General features: G+C 63.7%; 15 protein-coding genes and 2 tRNA genes. 12 read left to right on the forward strand and 5 right to left on the reverse strand.

Annotated features, from left to right (window positions below; translation table 11 throughout):
• Position 1 precedes the first annotated feature (1 nt).
• From JAB6_RS22285 to kefC, 5 genes are all read left to right on the forward strand, one after another.
• The gene (locus tag JAB6_RS22285) at positions 2–1,129 is read left to right on the forward strand and encodes a glycosyltransferase (protein ID WP_070304542.1); all 1,128 of its coding nucleotides are present in this window, start codon (positions 2–4) and stop codon (positions 1,127–1,129) included.
• Positions 1,130–1,137: 8 nt separating this feature from the next.
• Positions 1,138–1,608, forward strand: a complete 471-nt coding sequence (locus JAB6_RS22290; protein WP_139143478.1) for a hypothetical protein — start codon at positions 1,138–1,140, stop codon at positions 1,606–1,608.
• Complete coding sequence (locus tag JAB6_RS22295) at positions 1,605–2,180, forward strand: dual specificity protein phosphatase family protein (RefSeq protein WP_070304544.1); 576 nt, start codon at positions 1,605–1,607, stop codon at positions 2,178–2,180. Before JAB6_RS22290 ends, JAB6_RS22295 begins: the two co-directional genes overlap by 4 nt.
• Positions 2,177–2,761, forward strand: coding sequence for an SRPBCC family protein (locus tag JAB6_RS22300; protein WP_070304545.1), 585 nt, complete (start codon positions 2,177–2,179; stop codon positions 2,759–2,761). The genes JAB6_RS22295 and JAB6_RS22300 overlap by 4 nt, the downstream gene beginning before the upstream one ends.
• Before the next feature lie 84 nt (positions 2,762–2,845).
• A complete protein-coding gene (gene kefC, locus JAB6_RS22305; protein ID WP_070304546.1) occupies positions 2,846–4,660 on the forward strand; it encodes a glutathione-regulated potassium-efflux system protein KefC in 1,815 nt (604 codons plus the stop codon).
• 93 nt (positions 4,661–4,753) lie between these two features.
• Here kefC and pepF read toward each other — a convergent pair whose 3' ends face one another.
• Entirely contained in the window at positions 4,754–6,634 is a 1,881-nt protein-coding gene (gene pepF, locus JAB6_RS22310) for an oligoendopeptidase F (protein WP_070304547.1), read from the reverse strand.
• 147 nt (positions 6,635–6,781) lie between these two features.
• Positions 6,782–8,110, reverse strand: coding sequence for an amidohydrolase (locus JAB6_RS22315; RefSeq protein WP_070304548.1), 1,329 nt, complete (start codon positions 8,108–8,110; stop codon positions 6,782–6,784).
• Between the two features lie 196 nt (positions 8,111–8,306).
• Between JAB6_RS22315 and JAB6_RS22320 the strand changes: the two genes are divergently transcribed.
• The gene (locus JAB6_RS22320; protein ID WP_070304549.1) at positions 8,307–10,004 is read left to right on the forward strand and encodes a methyl-accepting chemotaxis protein; all 1,698 of its coding nucleotides are present in this window, start codon (positions 8,307–8,309) and stop codon (positions 10,002–10,004) included.
• 53 nt (positions 10,005–10,057) lie between these two features.
• Here the strand turns inward: JAB6_RS22320 and ttcA are convergent, their stop codons facing one another.
• Genes ttcA through JAB6_RS22335 form a run of 3 tightly spaced genes read right to left on the reverse strand, consistent with a single transcriptional unit; the run spans position 10,058 to position 12,257 of the window.
• Positions 10,058–10,993, reverse strand: a complete 936-nt coding sequence (ttcA, locus tag JAB6_RS22325) for a tRNA 2-thiocytidine(32) synthetase TtcA (RefSeq protein ID WP_139143479.1) — start codon at positions 10,991–10,993, stop codon at positions 10,058–10,060.
• A gap of 23 nt (positions 10,994–11,016) precedes the next feature.
• Positions 11,017–11,415, reverse strand: coding sequence for a dihydroneopterin aldolase (locus tag JAB6_RS22330; RefSeq protein WP_070304550.1), 399 nt, complete (start codon positions 11,413–11,415; stop codon positions 11,017–11,019).
• 53 nt (positions 11,416–11,468) lie between these two features.
• Positions 11,469–12,257, reverse strand: coding sequence for an SDR family oxidoreductase (locus JAB6_RS22335; protein WP_070304552.1), 789 nt, complete (start codon positions 12,255–12,257; stop codon positions 11,469–11,471).
• Between the two features lie 74 nt (positions 12,258–12,331).
• On the opposite strand from JAB6_RS22335, the gene JAB6_RS22340 reads away from it, so the two are divergent.
• The 6 genes from JAB6_RS22340 (at position 12,332) to JAB6_RS22365 (ending at position 18,616) form a co-directional block, all read left to right on the forward strand.
• Positions 12,332–13,483 (forward strand): class I SAM-dependent methyltransferase, encoded by a 1,152-nt coding sequence (locus tag JAB6_RS22340; RefSeq protein WP_070304553.1) that lies wholly within the window; start codon positions 12,332–12,334, stop codon positions 13,481–13,483.
• 149 nt (positions 13,484–13,632) lie between these two features.
• Positions 13,633–14,724: a J domain-containing protein gene (locus tag JAB6_RS22345; RefSeq protein WP_070304555.1), complete on the forward strand. Its 1,092-nt coding sequence runs from the start codon at positions 13,633–13,635 to the stop codon at positions 14,722–14,724.
• A 63-nt stretch (positions 14,725–14,787) separates the two neighbouring features.
• A complete protein-coding gene (locus JAB6_RS22350; RefSeq protein ID WP_070304557.1) occupies positions 14,788–16,383 on the forward strand; it encodes a DUF3369 domain-containing protein in 1,596 nt (531 codons plus the stop codon).
• A 133-nt stretch (positions 16,384–16,516) separates the two neighbouring features.
• On the forward strand, positions 16,517–18,163 hold the full coding sequence (locus tag JAB6_RS22355) for a tetratricopeptide repeat-containing response regulator (protein ID WP_070304559.1): 1,647 nt from the start codon (positions 16,517–16,519) through the stop codon (positions 18,161–18,163).
• A 232-nt stretch (positions 18,164–18,395) separates the two neighbouring features.
• Positions 18,396–18,480 (forward strand) — tRNA-Tyr (locus JAB6_RS22360).
• 62 nt (positions 18,481–18,542) lie between these two features.
• A tRNA-Gly gene (locus JAB6_RS22365) sits at positions 18,543–18,616 on the forward strand.
• Positions 18,617–18,714: the final 98 nt, after the last annotated feature.

The following is an 18,714-nucleotide window of genomic DNA, read 5'->3' on the forward strand; positions in this document are numbered from 1 at the left end:
CATGACAAAAAAAATTCTTCTCCTGAGCGTCTCGGCCGGCGCCGGCCACATGCGCGCGGCGCAAGCCATCGAGGCGTATGCGGCGCGCGATGGCGGTGGCGGCCCTGCGGCGCTGGCCCTGCATCTGGACGTGATGGATTTCGTCACGCCCGCCTTCCGCAAGCTGTACACGGATTTCTATATCAAGCTGGTCAACAAGGCGCCCGCACTGTGGGGCTATCTGTATCACGCCACCCACGACGCGCCGCGCGACAGCTCGATGCAGCGCTTGCGCCGCGCCGTCGAGCGCCTCAACACGCGCGCGCTGATGACGCAGATCGCCGCCTTCCAGCCCGACGCCATCATCTGCACGCATTTCCTGCCGGCCGAACTGCTGTCGCGCGCCCTGCGCCAGCACCAGCTGTCCTGCCCCGTGTGGGTGCAGGTCACGGATTTCGACTTGCACCGCATGTGGGTGCACGAGCAGATGGAAGGTTATTTCGCCGCCACCGACGAAGTGGCGTTCCGCATGCGCCACGAAGGCATTCCCGCCGAGCGCATCCACGTGACGGGCATTCCCATCATGCCCGCGTTCGCGCAGCTGCCCGAGCGCGTGCAGTGCGCGCAGGCGTTTGGCCTGGACCCTAGGCGCACGACGATTTTGCTGATGGGCGGCGGAGCGGGCCTGGGCAGCCTGGAAACGGTCGCCGCGCGCCTGCTGGCGCTGCCAGGCGACTTCCAGCTGATCGTACTGGCGGGGAAAAACGCCGCCGCGCTGGCGGCGCTGCAGGCGCTGGCCGGCCAGTATCCGGGGCGCCTGCTGGCGCAAGGCTTTACCAGTGAAGTCGAGCGCCTGATGGCGTGCGCCGACCTGGTGATCACCAAGCCGGGCGGCCTGACCACGTCCGAATGCCTGGCGCTGGGCTTGCCCATGATCGTCAACTCGCCGATTCCCGGCCAGGAAGAGCGCAATGCCGACTATCTGCTGGAGCAGGGCGTGGCCCTGAAGGCATTCGACGCCGTCACCCTGGAATACCGCGTGCGCCTGTTGCTCGACCATCCCGAGCAGTTGCAAGCCATGCGCGCGAAAGCGCTGGCCCTGGGCCGTCCGCGCGCCGCCCTGGAGGTACTGGCGCAGGTGCTGGCTTGACGGGCGCCGTGGCAAAACCCTGGCAGATCGGCCTGACCCTGGCCTGGGTGGCCTTGCTGGGATTATTTTTCGCGCAGGTGGAAATCCAGATCGAAGGGGCGGCCGGCTGGGCCGCGAACTTGCCCACCTGGCGTATCGAAAGCCATTGGCTGCTCGATATCTTCTGGGGCGGGCGGCCGATGACCGGCTACCATGCCTGGGTCTTTCCCTTCATCGCCTTGTTCTTCCATTTCCCCATGATCTTCCTGGCGCAATGGTCGCTGCGGCTCGAATGCCGCGCCATCGGCTGCATCATGCTGTTCTGGATCATCGAGGATTATCTGTGGTTCGTGCTCAATCCCGCCTATGGCGTGGCGCACTTCAATCCGGCCCATATCGCCTGGCACAAGCACTGGCTGTGGTGGGCACCGACCGACTACTGGGTATCGCTGCTGCTGGCTGGCGTACTGCTGTGGTTTTCATACAAGAGGAAGTCATGACCTTGCCGTATCTCCTGCTGTTGTCCCTGGCCCTGGCGGCCGGTTCCGCCGGCGCGCAGGCGCCCCTGCCGCCCGAGCGCAATACCGAGTGGGCAACGCCGCTGCCGCAGGTGTCGAACCTGCACCAGGTCACGCCCGTCCTGTACCGCAGCGCCAAGCTCGATAGCAGCGACGTGGTCCAGCTGCAGGCGCTGGGCGTGAAGACGGTGATCAGCCTGCGCTCCTTCCACTCCGATACGCAGGTGCTCGAAGGCAGCGGCATCCGCGCCGTGCGCATCCCCATCAATACCTGGGCCATCCGCGACAAGCACGTGGTCGAGACCATGCGCAGTATCCGCGCCGCAGAGCAGCAGGGACCCGTGCTGCTGCATTGCCTGCACGGCGCCGACCGCACGGGCATGATGGCCGCCATGTACCGCATGCTGTACCAGGGCTGGCCGCGCGAGAAGGCGATCGACGAGCTGAAAAACGGCGGTTACGGCTACCACGCCGTGTGGAAAAATATCGAAAGCTACCTCAAACGCGTCGACGTAGCGGCACTGCGCGCGCAGATCGAGCAGGAAAAACCATGAAGACCTTGCTGTTCGCCCTGGCCGCCTGCTGCGCCTGTTATCCGCTGGCCACCCTGGCGGCCGCGCCGGCGTTCGAGGTGCGCGACGTCAGCAAGGCTGGCATGCCCGGCAAGACCTTTGCCGCCGCGACCAGCATGCCGGCCAGCGTGGCCACCGTCTGCGCGGCCATCCAGGATTTCGCCGCCTATCCGCAGTTCATGCCCAACGTGGACAAGATCAAGGTGACGGCCGCCGACGGCGGCGCCTCGCTGGTCGACGTCACGCTCAAGCTGCCGATGGGGAAAATCAAGCAGTACCGCCTGAAAATGACGCCCAAGGTGCTCGACGCCAGCTGCAGCCTGGCCTGGAAGCTGGTGCCCATGGAAGGCGTGAAGGTGGAAGACACCATCGCCGACACCAGCGGCTACTGGCAGCTGTCGCCGGATCCGTTTGACGCGGGCGGCGCCGCCGTCAAGTACCAGGTGTACACGGACCCCGGCCCGGTACCGATGGGCCTGGGCTGGATCGTCGACAGCATGAGCCGTGACAGCATCCCGAAAATGTTCGATGCCCTGCGGGCACGGGTGGCTGCGCGCAAATAGCCGGCGTGGCGTGGCAGCCACTTCACGCTGGCGCGCCACTTCAGGCATGATGTTGTTTCATCCACACATCAGCCCGGAATCCGCATGGAACACCACAGCTTTCTCATCAACATACTGTTTTACCTGGTCGCGGCCATCATCATGGTGCCGCTGGCCAAGCGCCTGGGCATGGGCGCCGTGCTGGGCTACCTGGTGGCTGGCGTCGTCATCGGACCGTGGGGACTGGGCCTGATCAAGAATGTCGAGGTGATCCTCAGCTTTTCCGAATTCGGCGTGGTGCTGCTGCTGTTCCTGATCGGCCTGGAGCTCGAGCCGAAGCGATTGTGGCTGCTGCGCCGGCCGATTTTCGGCTGGGGCGGGGCGCAGGTGGGCGTCGTCAGCGCGGGGCTGTGCGCCGCGGCCATGGCGTTTGGCGTGGACTGGCGCACGGCGCTGGTCGGCGCGCTGGGGCTGTCGCTGTCGTCGACGGCCATCGTGCTGGCCACCCTGGGTGAGCGTAAATTAATGAGCACGCCGGCCGGTTCCGCCGGCTTTTCGATTCTGCTGTTCCAGGATATCGCCGCCATTCCCATGATCGCGCTGGTGCCGCTGCTGGGCGGCCTCGTCACGCATAGCGGCGAACCGGGCTGGCTGCGCGTGGCCAAGCTGGCCGCCGTGCTGGCGGCGCTGGTGATCGGCGGGCGCTTCCTCGTGAACCCCATCCTGCGCTTCATCGCCCGGACGGATTTGCGCGAAATCTTCACGGCCTTCGCCCTGCTGCTGGTGATCGCCATCTGCGTGCTGATGGAATCGGTGGGCCTGTCGATGGCACTGGGCACCTTCATGGCGGGCGTGCTGCTGGCCGATTCCGAATACCGGCATGAGCTGATCAGCGACCTGGAACCGTTCAAGGGACTGCTGCTGGGCCTGTTCTTCATCGCCGTGGGCATGTCCGTCGATTTCGGCGTGCTGCGCGCCCAGCCCTTGCTGATCCTGGCCCTCGTGGCGGGGCTGCTGGTGGTGAAGATCGCCTTGCTGTACCTGCTGTCGAAGTTTGTCGATATTCCCCGCGGCCAGCAGCTGTTCTTTGCGCTGCTGCTGTCGCAGGGCGGCGAATTCGCCTTCGTCGTGTTTGCCGCCGCCGAGGCCGCGCACGTGTTTGCGCCGGAGACGGCCGCGCTGCTGGTCGTGGTGGTGACCCTGTCGATGGTGGCCACGCCCTTGCTGCTGCTGGCGCACGACAAATTCGTCGCGCCGCGCCTGCAGGGCGACAAGAAGCGCCGTCCCGACGACCATATCGAGGCGCAGGATAATCCCATCGTCATCGCCGGCTTCGGCCGCTTCGGCCAGATCATCGGCCGTCTGCTGGCGGCGAACAAGATCGGCGTGACGGTGCTCGATCACGACCCGGACCAGATCGAGCTGCTGCGCAAATTCGGCTTCAAGGTGTTTTATGGCGACGCAACGCGTGTGGATTTATTGGTGGCGGCCGGCATCGAGAAGGCCAGGGCGCTGGTGATCGCCATCGACAATGTGGACGACAGTCTGGCCCTGGTCGACGCCGTGCGCCTGCGCCTGCCCGAACTGACGATACTGGCGCGTGCGCGCAACGTCACGCATTACTATGAATTGATGAAGCGGGGCGTGACCCTGATCGAGCGCGAGACGTTTGCCGCGGCCCTGCTGCTGGGCGAGCAGACCTTGCGCCAGGTGGGCTTCAGCGAGGAGCGGGCGCAGCGCGCGGCCGGCATCTTTGGCCGGCATAACCTGAAGACCTTGCTGGAAGTGGCGCCGCACTTCCAGGACCAGCAAAAAGTCATGTCCCTCACGCGCCAGGCGCGCGAAGAGCTGGAAGACATGTTCGAGAGCGATGCGGCGGCGTTTGCGGCGGCGGAAGTGGAAAACGGTAGGTCGGATTAGCGGCGAAGCCGCGTAATCCGACACCTTGTTGGCATTATTGGTGGTGTCGGCTTACGCGCTTTGCGCTAAGCCGACCTACGTCTCGTCCCGGCTTTACTTCCCCCGCTTTGCTTCAATCGACTCGATCTGGTCCATGATGCCGTTCATGCGCGCCACCAGCGCCTGGTACGGTTTCGGCGAAGCCAGGTCGACGCCGGCTGCCTTCACCAGCTCGTACGGGTAGGCCGAGCCGCCCGCACTGAGCATCTTCAGGTAGGCGGCCAAGGCGCCCGGTTCCTTGTCGAGGATGCGCTGCGCGAAATCCTGCGCCGCCGCGATCGAGGTGGCGTACTGGAACACATAGTAGCCGTGATAGAAATGCGGCACGTAGGCCCATTCCAGCGCGTAGGCGGGATCGATGGTCATGACGCCTTGCGCTTCGCCGTGGTAGCGCTTGAGGATGCCGGCGTAGATGGCCGTGATCTCTTCGCCCGTCAGCGACTCTCCTTTATCTACCTTGCCGTGGATGGCCGCTTCGAATTCGGCGAACATGGCCTGGCGGAAGAAGGTGCCGCGCAGGTTTTCCAGCGCCGCGCCCAGGTACAGCAGGCGCTCGTCGTCATCCTTGGCCTGCTTCAGGCGTGCGTCGAGCAGCAGTGCCTCGTTCGTCGTCGAGGCGATTTCCGCGACAAAGATGCTGTACGGCGCATAGATCGATGGCTGCGCCTTGTTGGCCAGCACCGAGTGCATGGCGTGGCCCCATTCGTGCGTCAGGGTGCTGACGGCTTCGTAGTTGTCCGTGTAGTTGAGCAGCACGAACGGATGCACGTCGTACGCGTCGCCATTCATGTAGGCGCCCGCCACCTTGCGCGGGCGCGGATACACATCCATCCAGCGCGCCTCCACCGCGGCGCTCAATGCCTTGACGTAGTCGGGGCCCAGCGGCGCGGCCGAGTCGAGCATCATCTGCTTGCCTTCGGTCAGCGGGAACGTGCGGTCGCTTTTCAGCAGCGGTGCATAGATGTCGTAGTAGGCCAGGTCCTTGACGCCCAGCATGCGCGCGCGCAGCTTGAAGTAGCGGTGCAAGGTGGGCAGGTTGGCGTTGGTTTGCGCGATCAGGGTCTGGTAGACGGCCGGCGGCAAATTGTCGGCGTCGAGCGCCGCGCTTTGCGAGTCGGGATAGCGGCGCACTTTTGCATACGCGGCGTCCGTCTTCAGCTGGCCGTACAGGGTCTCGCCGAACGTGCGTTCATATTCCTTCCATTTGCCGAAGAAGGCGTCGAACACCAGCTTGCGGTCGGCGCGCTGGTCGTCGCCCCGGTATTTCGTGTAGGCCGCCTGGTCGAGGCGCACTTCCTTGCCGTCCGACAGTTTCACGGTGGGCCACGGGATTTCCGCATTGGCCAGGGTGCGGTAGACGCTGGCGGCCGAACTTGTGGCCAGGCCGAATTGCGCCACCAGTTGCTCGCCGGCCGCGTCCAGCGTATGCGGCGCGCTGCGCAGCATGTTACTCAGTTGAAAGCGGTACAGCTGCAAGCCCTTGTCCTTCGCCAGCATAGCGTCGATGCGCTTGCTGCCCAGGGCGAGGATCTCCGGCTGCAGAAAGGTCGTCGCCTGGCTGAAGTCGTTACCGAGCAGGGCGGCGCGCTGGTTCAGCTGGTTGCCTTTGCTGTCGCCCGTATCCTGGTCGTAATACTGCGCCGCATAGGTAGTGAGCGTGTTGACGCGCTTGCGCGCCTCGGCGTACAAGTCCAGGCAGCTTTTCAGGCGGGCCGGCGAGGTGCTCAACTGCCCCTTGCAGGCGCCCAGCTGCTGCAGCTGGGCCGACAGTTTTTTCGCGTCGGCGTCGAACGCGGCGTCGTTCTGATACAGCGCCGTCAAATCCCAGCGGTCGGCCTGGCGGTCGATGGGCGCAGGAGAGGCAAAGGCGGTGGAGAGGGCAAAGCCGAGGGCCAGCAGGGTCAGTACGGGGCGTTTGAGCGCGGTTGTCGGCATACAGTATCCATTCATGGTCTGGTTGCAAGGGATGCCGGCACGGGCGTGGCGGCAGACAACGAGCTTACTGCAGCAGGAGGATGAAGGAAAGCATTTCGGACAAGGTGAGGCAGGCGGGGAAGGCTGGCTTCCCCGCGTACTCAATGCTTACTGCTTCTTGCCCAGCAAATCGAGCAGGATCGACGTTTCCGCCGTGATCGCCGCCTTGATGGTCGGCTGGTACTCGGGCGCCCATTGCGGCGAGTGCGGGCCGGCCAGCGGTTTGCCGCTGGCCTTGGCCGCGGCCAGCTTGGACGGCTCCACTGCGCCGATATGCAGCAGTACGGCTTTTACGCCGGCCTGGCCGTAGTTGGCGAAGTCTTCCGACGTCATCTTGGCCGGCATTTCCGTCACGTTGGCCGCGCCCAGCGATTTTTGCAGGGTAGACACCATGCGCAGGGTCAGGTCCGGATCGTTGTAGACGGCGTCCGTGCCGGGGCGAATCTCCACCAGCGGCTCTTTCGGCGCGCCGGCGGCAAACGCTTCGCCCTTGACTTCACGCGCGATGCTGGCCAGCACGCGCTTGCGCACGGCGTCCTTGAAGGTGCGCACCGTCAGCTGCATGGTGACCTGGTCGGGCACGATGTTGGCCTGCGTGCCGCCATGGATGCTGCCCACCGTGATGACGACGGGATCCATCGGATTGTTTTCGCGCGAGACCAGGGTTTGCAATGCCAGCACGATGCGCGCGGCCATGACGACGGGGTCGCGCGTGTCGTGCGGCGCGGCGCCGTGGCCGCCCTGGCCGTAAACGGTGATGCTGATGGTGTCGGCGGCGGCGCGGAAGTAGCCGGCGTGGTAGCCCACCGTGCCCGATGGCAGCGTCGCTTCATCGTGAAAGGACAGCGCGTAGTCCGGTTTCGGGAAGCGCGTAAACAAGCCGTCCTTGAGCATTGCGGCCGCGCCCAGCAGCGGCTCTTCGGCCGGCTGGCCCACCAGCATCAGGGTGCCGCTCCAGTGCTGGCGGTTGTCCGCCATCAGCTTGGCGCTGCCATACCAGGCCGACATGTGCACGTCGTGGCCGCAGGCATGCATCACCGGCACGGTTTCGCCGGCCGCGTTCTTGGCCACTGCGCTGCTGGCAAACGGCAAGCCGGTTTTTTCCAGCACGGGCAGGGCGTCGATCTCCGTGCGCAGCATGACGACGGGACCGGGACCGTTGCGCAAGATGGCGACGACACCCGTGCCGCCGACGCCGGTAGTCACGTCAAAACCGAGCGCCTTGACCTTCTCGGCCAGCTTCTTTGCCGTCTCGACTTCCTGGAACGCCAGTTCCGGGTGGCGGTGCAGGTCCAGGTACAGGCTTTCGACGGCCGGGTAATTGGCCGCCAGCTGGGCCGCGATGGCGGGCGGCAAGGCCGCGCTGTGGACGCTGCCGGCGCAGGCGAGGGCGGCGGCGAAAGTGATTTGTTTCAGGGGGAATGCGGAAAATTTCATAGGTTTCTTTGAGAGACAGACGGGCGGACACGCACTGCGCGCCTGTGATTGCTGAGGAGACTTTTAACTTAACAGAAACATTTCTCAAAATCAATAAATCAGCTACATATATTTCAACAATGTATAATCTGCAAGATAAAAAATTCCATATGGAATTAAATATATCTTCGATGCACTTATTGAGAGAAAAGACACCATGGGCTTTATCGCAAATATCAAGATCGGCAAGCGCCTGAGCATCGGCTTTGTCCTGATCCTGGCAATGACCGTTCTGATTGCTACCGTAGGCGTGTGGCGCCTCAATGAAGTGGCGACGTCCACGCGCGCCATGATGGCCGAACCGCTGACCAAGGAACGCCTGATTACCGACTGGTATGGCTTGAACTTTGCCTCGATCCGCCGCACGGCCGCCATCGTCAAGAGCAGCGACCCGGCGCTGGGACCGTATTTCAAGGAAGACTCCGCCGCGTCCGTGAAGAAGGCGGCCGAATTGCTCAAGCAGATCGAGCCGCTGGTCGCGGGCGAGAAAGAAAAAGCCTTGTTCGCCAAGATCCTCGAACAGCGCAAGGTGTACAGCGCCTCGCGCGATGGCGCCGTCAAGGCCAAGGCCGATGGCGACGTGGAAGGCGCGGCGCACATCCTCGACACCGCGTTCACCCCGGCCGCCAAGGTCTACCAGGATTTGCTGCAGGAACTGGTGACCATGCAGCGCGAAAGCATCGATGCGACGGCCAAGCAGATCGACGCTTCCGCCGTGCATGACACCACCGTCATCAGCCTGCTGACCCTGTTTGCCGTGGCGTTCGGCGTGTTGTGCTCGTGGCTGCTGACGACGGGCATCACACGTCCGCTGCGCCAGGCGCTGGCGCTGGCCGAAACGGTGGCCGCCGGTGACCTGACGCAGACCGTCGCCACGACGGCGAAGGATGAAACGGGGGCGCTGCTGACGGCCCTGGGCAATATGAACAACAACCTGGTCGGCATCGTCAGCCAGGTGCGCAGCGGCACGGACAGCATCGCCACGGCCTCGTCGGAAATCGCCGCCGGCAACCTGGACCTGTCGTCGCGCACGGAACAGCAGGCCGGTTCGCTGGAAGAAACCGCCTCCTCGATGGAAGAACTGACCAGCACCGTCAGGCAGAACGCGGACAATGCGCGCCAGGCCAACCAGCTGGCCATCGCGGCGGCCGGTATCGCCAGCCGCGGCGGCGCGGTGGTGGCCGAAGTGGTGGAGACCATGGGTTCGATCAACGAATCGTCGCGCAAGATCGTCGACATTATCAGCGTGATCGACGGCATCGCCTTCCAGACGAATATCCTGGCGCTCAACGCGGCCGTGGAAGCGGCGCGGGCCGGCGAGCAGGGCCGCGGTTTCGCCGTCGTGGCCGGCGAGGTACGCAACCTGGCGCAGCGTTCGGCAGCGGCGGCCAAGGAAATCAAGGGATTGATCGACGATTCCGTCAGCAAGGTGGGCGTAGGCGCCAAACTGGTCGACCAGGCCGGCGCGACGATGGATGAAGTGGTGTCCAGCGTCAAGCGCGTGACCGACATCATCGGCGAGATTTCCAGCGCGAGCCAGGAGCAGACGCACGGCATCGGGCAAGTCAACCAGGCGATTACCCAGATGGACCAAGTGACGCAGCAAAATGCGGCGCTGGTGGAAGAGGCGGCGGCGGCGGCCGGTTCGCTGCAGGAGCAGGCGCATGGCCTGGCGCAAGTGGTCAGCGTGTTCAAGTTGCGCGAGCAGCCAGGCTTGCTGCGCCGCCCGGCGCTACAACCGGCAGCCGCGCGTCCTGCGCCGGCGCCGCGTGTTGCCGCGCGCAGTATTGCCGTCAAGGCGAAGCCGCCGGCTCCCGCGAAAGCGCTGGCCGGCGACGACTGGGAAGAGTTTTAAGGCAGGTTAATACAGAAACGGCGCCATCGTCATGATGGCGCCTTGCGTCAGGGTCAGCCTTGCTGCAGCGGAATCGTGCCGAATGTCGTCGGCGTCGAGCATGGCTCCTCGTCAAACGCGATGTCGCCCATCGGGTTGGCCACGCCGTCCGCCTTCAAGTCCTTGAAGCCGAACAGTTTCGGGTCCATCAGATGCGATGGCGCCACGTTCGACAGGGCCGAGAAGATGCTTTCCACGCGGCCGGGGAATTTCTTGTCCCAGTCGCGCATCAAGCCCTTGATCTGCTTGCGCTGCAGGTTTTCCTGCGAACCGCACAGGTCGCACGGGATGATGGGGAAGCCCTTGACTTCCGCATAGCGCTGCGTGTCTTCTTCCTTCACATACGCCATCGGGCGGATGACGATGTGCTTGCCGTCGTCCGATTGCAGCTTGGCCGGCATGCCTTTCAGTTTGCCGCCGAAGAACATATTCAGGAAGAACGTTTCCAGGATGTCGTCGCGGTGGTGGCCCAGGGCGATCTTGTTGGCGCCCAGCTCGTCGGCCACGCGGTACAGGATGCCGCGGCGCAGGCGCGAGCACAGCGAACACGTCGTCTTGCCTTCCGGGATCAAACGCTTGACGATGCTGTAGGTATCCTGGTTTTCGATATGGAAAGCCACGCCCAGTTCCGTCAGGTAGGCGGGCAGGATTTCCGGCGGGAAGTTCGGCTGCTTTTGATCCAGGTTGACGGCGACGATATCGAAGTGGATCGGCGCGCGTTCGCGCAAGGTCATCAAAATATCCAGCAGCGCATAGCTATCCTTGCCGCCCGACAGGCAGACCATCACCTTGTCGCCGTCTTCGATCATGTTGAAGTCGCCTATGGCTTGCCCCACCAGGCGGCACAGGCGCTTGTGCAGCTTGTTGTTTTCCAGGGCGATCTTTTCCGCCTTCTTGCGCGCCAGTTTCTGCGCTTCCACGTTGGCCGGAATTTCCACGGCGGTTTCCATGACTGCGGTGTCGTTCATATTGCTCATACTTCATCCTTGATCTTGAATACTTCCACGCCCACGCCTTCGCAGTCGGGATACACGTCCGGTTTCATGCTCGACACGCGCGCGGCGCGCACGCGCGGGTGCGCCAGCATGGCGGCGAGCACGTCGTCGACCAGGCTTTCCTGCAGCTGCACGTGGCCTTGCGCCATGCGCTTGGCGATGGTTTCGCGCATGAAGTCGTAGTCGACCACCTCTTCCAGCTGGTCATCCTTGGGCGTCGACAGGGCCAGGGGAATGTACAGGTCGACGTTGATGAGGACGCGCTGCTCGCCCTTTTTCTCGAAGTCGTAGACGCCGATGTTGATGAGGACTTCGTAATTGCGCAGGAACAGCCGGCGGCAATCGGCCAGGCGAGGGTGGTACAGGGCGGACGACATAGTTTTACCTTTTTGGGGATGCTGGAATGCTGGTTGTTTGGCAGGGCTGCTGATTATTTGGTCAAAAACATGACGTCGCGCGGCAAACCGATCAGATGCTGGCCGCCATCGACCAGCAGGGTCGTGCCCGTCAGAGCGCGCGCGCCGGCCACGTAACAGACGCAGTCGGCCACATCCTCGGGCGTGCTGGAGCGGCCCAGCGGCGTGTTTTCATGCGCCTTGGCAAAGTTCGCTTCCGTCTGCTCGCCGGAAACCATGGTGATGCCGGGGGCGATGCCCACCACGCGCACTTTCGGCGCCAGCGCCTGGGCCAGCATGGTAGTCGCCGACAGCAGCGCCGCCTTGGACAGGGTGTACGACAAAAAATCAGGATTGAGATTGTACAGTTTTTGATCCAGCAAGTTGATGACCACGGCTTGGCCGCCTGCTGGGGTGGCCTGGTACAACGCTTGCGCCAGCAGGATGGGAGCGGCCAGGTTGGCGTGCATGTGGGCGTCGAGCGCGGTGAAGGAAAAATCGCCCGCATTGTCGTATGCAAACAACGATGCGTTGTTGACCACGCAAGTCACTGGCCCCAGCGCCGCCTGTGCCTGCGGCAACAGCTGGCGCACGGCCTCTTCCTGTGCCAGGTCGCAGGGGAATGCTTGCGCGCGGCGGCCCAGCGCGATGATTTCCGCCACCAGGCTTTGTGCTTCCTCGCGCGAGTCGCGGTAATGGACGGCGATATCCCAGTCGTCGCGCGCCAGGCCCAGCGCGATGGCGCGGCCGATGCGGCGCGCCGCGCCCGTGACGAGGGCGACGCGGGGAGTGCTGTCGAATGGCGTTGTCGTTGCTTCTGTCATGTCTTTGCTATAGTTGAGATATTCGGTGGACGCCACACTGGCGGCATGCGCCGCCGATTCGCTACAATGCGGGAATGTCTCTTCCCGCACCCGATAGCGACGCGCTGGCCGCGTCCCATGCCTTGCAGCACCAGATTGCCGCCGAAATCGCGCGCAATGACGGCGCCATTCCCTTTGTCCGCTTCATGGAGCTGGCGCTGTATGCGCCTGACCTCGGCTATTACAGCGGCGGCGCCGCCAAGCTGGGTAAAGATGGCGATTTTACAACTGCGCCGGAGATTTCGCCCCTGTTCGGCGCCACCCTGGCCCATGTGGCAGCCGCTATTATGGCGCAAACGGCCCCGCGCATCCTCGAATTCGGCGCCGGCACGGGCAAGCTGGCCTTCGATATCCTGACGGAAGCGGCGCAGGCCGGCATCGCAATCGAACAGTATGCGATCGTCGAATTGTCCGGCGAATTGCGCGCGCGCCAGGAGTTGGCGCTGGCCGCCTTCCCGCAAGTGGTGTGGCTCGACGGCTTTCCCGAAAGTTTCGACGGCGCCGTGTTCGGCAATGAAGTGCTCGACGCCATGCCCGTCAACCTGATCAGCAAGACACCGGCCGGCTGGTGCGAACTCGACGTCAGCATTGCCGATGGCCAGTTCGTGTTTGTCGAGCGCCCGGCCGGCGCCGACGTGGCCGCGCAGATCGCCGCCCAGGTGCCCGGCGCCGATGATTTGCCGGTCGGCTATGTCAGCGAGATTCATGGCGTCGCCTGCGGTTTCATGCGCTCGCTGGCGCAGATGCTGACGAATGGCCAGGGCGGCGCGGCCGTGCTGTTCGATTACGGTTTTCCTGCACACGAGTATTACCTGGACTTGCGCGCCACGGGCACCTTGATGTGCCATTACCGCCATCACGCCCATGCTGAACCGTTTTATCTGCCCGGCTTGCAGGACATCACGGCCCACGTGGATTTTACGGCCATGGCGGTGGCGGCGCAGGATGCGGGCCTCGACGTGCTCGCCTACATGAACCAGGCATCCTTCCTGCTGGGCTCCGGTATCGGCGACTTGCTGCTGCGCACCGATCCCGAGCAGGTCAAGACGTACTTGCCGCAGGCCAGCGCCGTACAAAAGCTGGTGTCGCCGGCCGAGATGGGGGAATTGTTCAAGGTGCTGGTGGTGGGGCATCGCGTGGAGTTGCCGGAAGCGCTGTTGTCCAGTGACCGCAGTCACCGCCTGTAAGCGCCGGCAATATCAAGGCAGGGCCGTACCGCCCTGCAATTTCCTGTCCGCCGGTGGTTATTATCTTGTCATATCGTATATGATGACCGACACAGCACGGTTCCATCCTGCAAGAACCCGTCGCCGCGCACCGATTTCAAGATAGAACGATGGGAAAGATACATACACACTATGACAACCTGAAAGTGGCGCGCCTGGCGCCGCAGGAAGTCATACGTGCCGCGTACAAAGCCCTCAGCCAGAAATACCATCCAGACAAGAATCCCGGCGACGAGAAGGCCGCCCGCATCATGGCGATCCTCAACAGCGCCTATGGCACCTTGTCCGATCCACAACGCCGCAAGGAACACGACGAGTGGATCGCCGCCGAGGAGTGGGAAATCGAATGGCTGGAAAGCACCCACCACGAAGAAGGCAAGACCCGCGATGGCCGCGCGAAAGGCCATGCGCAATCGCATGAGCACGCCTGGGCGCAGGATGTGCCGCCGCCAAAGGGCAAGGCGCAGCGCGGCCTGCAGCCCATCTGGCGCAACTGGCGCTGGTGGCTGAGTTTGCTTGTCTGCCTGCTGCTGGGCTGGCTGGGCGCCTTGCTGATGCTCGACACCTCGCAACCCGTGCCGGCCGCGCTGGCCTCGGCCTGGAGTGGCCTGGCCCGCGATGGCGGCAAGGCGCACCCGGACACGGCAACGGCGGATAGCGTTGCCACGCCGCCGGCAAAAAACGAAGCCGTGGCCATCGATAGCTGGGCGGTAGGCAAGCCGTATGCGGCCGAGCCCGCGCAAGCGAAGGCGCCCGAGATCCGCGTGCTGGCCGTGGCGCAGCTGAGCCTGAAAGCCAGCCGGCCCGTCTGCGATGGTGCCAGCCAGGCCGAGTCGGCAACGCTGGTGGCGCCGAATGGCGAGCCTTGGCCGGCGCGGTCCGGCTATGTCGATGGCTTCCCGATCGGCAACAAGGGCGACGAACTGAGTTTGACCATCGATAACAGCAGCAACACGGCGCCCGTCTTCGTCAAGCTGTATGACCAGGAGCGGCGCTCGAATGTGCGCTACCTGTACATCCTGGGCAATGACAAGCTGACGGTGGAGCAGCTCAGCGCGGGCAAGTACGAAGTGCGCTACCAGGCCGTCGGGCCAGGCCAGGACAACTGCGGCGGCGCCCCGCGCAGCGGCGCTTCGATACCGGCGCCAGCGCCTGCCGCGGGAGAGGGCGGTACGCAGAATCCTGTTGTAAGCAGCATCTAATCTGATTATGCTTGATATGCGTCAACGCAGCGTCCACATCGAACTTATCCCTTAGGAGTATTCATGACCGACCTCAAAGCCGATGCAGATGATAACTGGCTGCTCGACGAAGATGAGCCGGTGGCCAGTCCCTCTGGGCTGGCCGCGCCCGACCAGCGCCTGTGGCGTGTGCTGATCGTCGATGACGACGTTGATGTGCATGCGGTCACACGGCTGGCGCTGCGCAATGTCAGTTTCAAGGGCCGCGAACTGGAACTGTTTTCCGCCTACAGCGGCCGCGAAGGATACGAGATCCTGCGCGACACGCCCGATATCGCGCTGGTGCTGCTCGACGTGGTGATGGAAACGGATGACGCGGGCCTGATCCTTGCCAAGCGCATCCGCGCCGACCTGAACAACTCCATCGTGCGCGTCGTGCTGCGCACGGGCCAGCCGGGCCAGGCGCCCGAGCAGCGCGTCATCATCGAATACGATATCAACGATTACAAGGCCAAGACGGAACTGACGACGCAAAAGCTGTTTACGACCGTCATTTCGGCCCTGCGCGCCTACGAGAGCCTGATGATGCTCGAACGCAGCCGCATCGGCCTGGGCAAGATCCTCGCCGGCGCCACCAATCTGTACCAGATCCATTCGCTGCGCGAATTCGCTTCCGGTGTGCTGAACCAGGTCAGCGCCATCCTCGACGTGGGCGCCGATGGCGTGCTGTGCCTGATGCAGGGAGGCGCCGGACGGCCCGAGGTGGTGGCCGCCACGGGCACATATGCCGTGCTGGCCGAATCCGAAGCGATGCCGGCGGATCACGCGCTCACGCCCACCATCGACAAGGCGTTCGCGGAAAAGCGCAGCCAGTTCGAGCATCCTGCCAATGTGCTGTTCATCCATACGGAAGGCAACCGCGAACTGGCCATCTCCGTTACGCCGCCGTGGCCGCTGGCGCAGATCCAGCGCGATCTGCTGGAAGTGTTTTGCCAGCGCATCGCGGCCGCCTTCGACAACCTGTACATGTTCGGCCAGCTGCGCAAGGCGCAGGAAGCGACCGTCGTGGCGCTGGCCGACTTGGCCGAGTTCCGCGACAGCGACACGGGCGGCCACGTGCGGCGCGTGCAGCTCTTGTCCGACGCCATCGCCCAGCGCATGCAGCAGCGCGGCGCGTATGCCGACGAGCTCAGCCCGCAGCTGCTCGACATGATCGGCCTGGCCAGCATCCTGCACGACGTGGGCAAGGTGGCCACGCCGGACGCCGTGCTATTGAAACCAGGCAAGCATACGGACGAGGAGCGCACGCAGATGCAGCTGCATGCCAGCGTCGGGCGCACCATCCTCGAGCGGGCCGCCAACATGGTCGACGGCGTCAGCTACCTGACCTATGGCGCGCAGATCGCCGGCGGCCACCACGAACACTTCGATGGCGCCGGCTACCCGAATGGCCTGAAAGGGCGCGACATCCCCGTGGCTGCGCGCATCGTTGCCGTGGTCGACGTCTTCGATGCCTTGCTGCATGAGCGGCCCTACAAGGAGCCGTGGCCGTATCCGCAGGTGCGCGAATACATCGAACAGCGCAGCGGCAGCCAGTTCGATCCGGAAGTGGTGGCGGCGCTGCTGGACCTGATCGACAACGAGCCGCAACTGTGGCATCCGGAGCACGCCACCGCTTGAGCAGCAACTTCGTTGGCGCTTTTCGGCACGCCGCCATTCCCTTGCGCGCGACGCCGTCATATACTCGGCAGCCTCATGCTGGCCGGCGCCACGCACCAGTGTGGCGCGCCGCGGAGTTTTCGGACATCACGACATGAAAGAACTCAAGGGCCTCAGCGCACTGATCATCGAACCGCATCCGGGCATGCGCGCCAGCCTGCACAATATGCTCAACCTGTGCGGCCTGGCGAAGATCGACGACGCGGCCAGCTCGGGTCAGGCGATCCGCATGCTGGGCAGCAAATCGTATGATCTGATCCTGTGCGAATACGACCTCGACGGCGGGCAGGATGGCCAGCAGATGCTGGAAGACTTGCGCCACCACAAGTTGATGCACGCATCGACCATGTTCTTCATGGTCACGGGCGAAGGCAGCTTTGCCAAGGTGGTCAGTGCCGTCGAGCTGTTGCCCACCGATTACATCCTCAAGCCATTCACCGCTGACAACATGCTCGAGCGCATCGGCCGCGCGCTGGACAAGCGCAATGCCTTCGTGCCCGTGTATGAACTGATCGACGTGGGCAACGAGCGCGCGGCGATCGCCGCCTGCGCCGAGGGTGCCAGCCTGTATCCGCGCTACGCCACGGATTTCCTGCGCCTGCGCGCGGAATTGCATTTGCTGCTGGGCGAGGCGGGCGACGCCGAGCCGATCTACGCAGCCTTGTACGAGAGCAAGTCCATCGGCTGGGCGCGCCTGGGACAGGCCAAGACGCAGTTCCTGCTGGGCGAATACGAAGCGGCGCAGGGCACCCTGGAAGGACTGCTGGAAAACAACAAGCGTTTTCTCGACGCCTATGACTGGCTGGCGCGCACGCACTTGGCGCAAGGCAAGCCGGAACTGGCGCAGGCGGCCCTGAGCGAAGCGGTGGCCCTGTCGCCGCACGCCGTGCGCCGCTTGCGCCGCCTGGGCGAGGCGGCCCTGGCGGCCGACGATATCGAGATGGCGGAAAAATCCCTCAAATTGGTGGTCAGCAAGGCCAAGTATTCGGAATTCCGCGATCCGGAAGACCATGTGCGGCTCGTGCAGACCCTGGTGCGCAAGGGCGACCCGCTGCAGGCGGGCGCCGTGATCCGCGACCTCGACAAGTCGATGGGCGGGCAAAAGAATGCGGAACTGTGCAGCGCCCTGTGCAGCGCCATGCTGCATGCGCATACGGGCAACGAAGAGCGCCTGCAGCAATCGCTGGACGCGGCGCTGGCCGCCAACCGCCACAGCGTGGGCGGCTCGAACATGCTGAAAACCGAACTGGCGCGCCACTGCCTGGCGCATGGGCGCGAGGATGGCGCGGCCGAGGTGATGCGCGAAGTCATGCGCAACGCGCCCGACAGCGCCGCCATGACGCGCGCCATGGCCGTGTTCGAACAGGCGGGACGCGAAGAGCTGGCCAAGGCGCTGGCGCGGCAAAGCCGCCAGGAAGTGGCCGACATGGTGGCGGCCGGCGCCGCCCGCGCGGGAGAGGGCGATTTCCGCGGCGCCGTCGACCTGATGGGCGAGGCCGTCACGCGCCTGCCCGATAATCCGCAAGTAGTCTTCAATGCGGCCGTGGCCGTGCTGAAATGCCTGGAGCACGAGGGCTGGGATGAACGCATGGGCCAGCAGGCGCTGACGTTTATCGCCGGCGTGCGCCGTTTGGACCCGCGCAACCCCAAATTGCCTGTGCTGTCGGGCCTGCATCAGCAGTTGTTGCGTAAATATAAGCCCCTAGGCAACTCCTGGATGCATCCGCCGGACGCCAGGTAAACAGGAAAATGCGGGGCGAATGACGGAAAAATGCGGCTTGCGGGCAGGGATGGTAAAAAAAATGCGAAAAAAGTCGACTTTTTCGCGCCAACCCTTGCACATTCTCAAATCGGGAGCTTATAATCACGCCCCGAAGCAGCCAACTTCTTCTTTATACGCAAATGCAGCAGTCAGGCATCAGTAAATAAGGTTGACAGTTGTGAGTAGATGCTTCATACTCTGCGGTTCCCGCGGAGGGGTGGCCGAGTGGTTAAAGGCGACAGACTGTAAATCTGTTCTCTATGAGTACGCTGGTTCGAATCCAGCCCCCTCCACCAAGTTTTTGCAAGGAAAACTGGGTAGTAGCAAAAAGCAAGTGAAGAAAAGTGAACGATACCTCGCGGGTGTAGCTCAATGGTAGAGCAGAAGCCTTCCAAGCTTACGACGAGGGTTCGATTCCCTTCACCCGCTCCAGTTTCCGTTCAGATGCTTGATGCATCGCATGCAACAAATTACAGCCCTTGTAGCTCAGTGGTAGAGCACTCCCTTGGTAAGGGAGAGGCCACGTGTTC

This window comes from Janthinobacterium sp. HH104 (assembly GCF_001758715.1).
GTDB classification, from domain to species: domain Bacteria; phylum Pseudomonadota; class Gammaproteobacteria; order Burkholderiales; family Burkholderiaceae_D; genus Janthinobacterium; species Janthinobacterium aestuarii.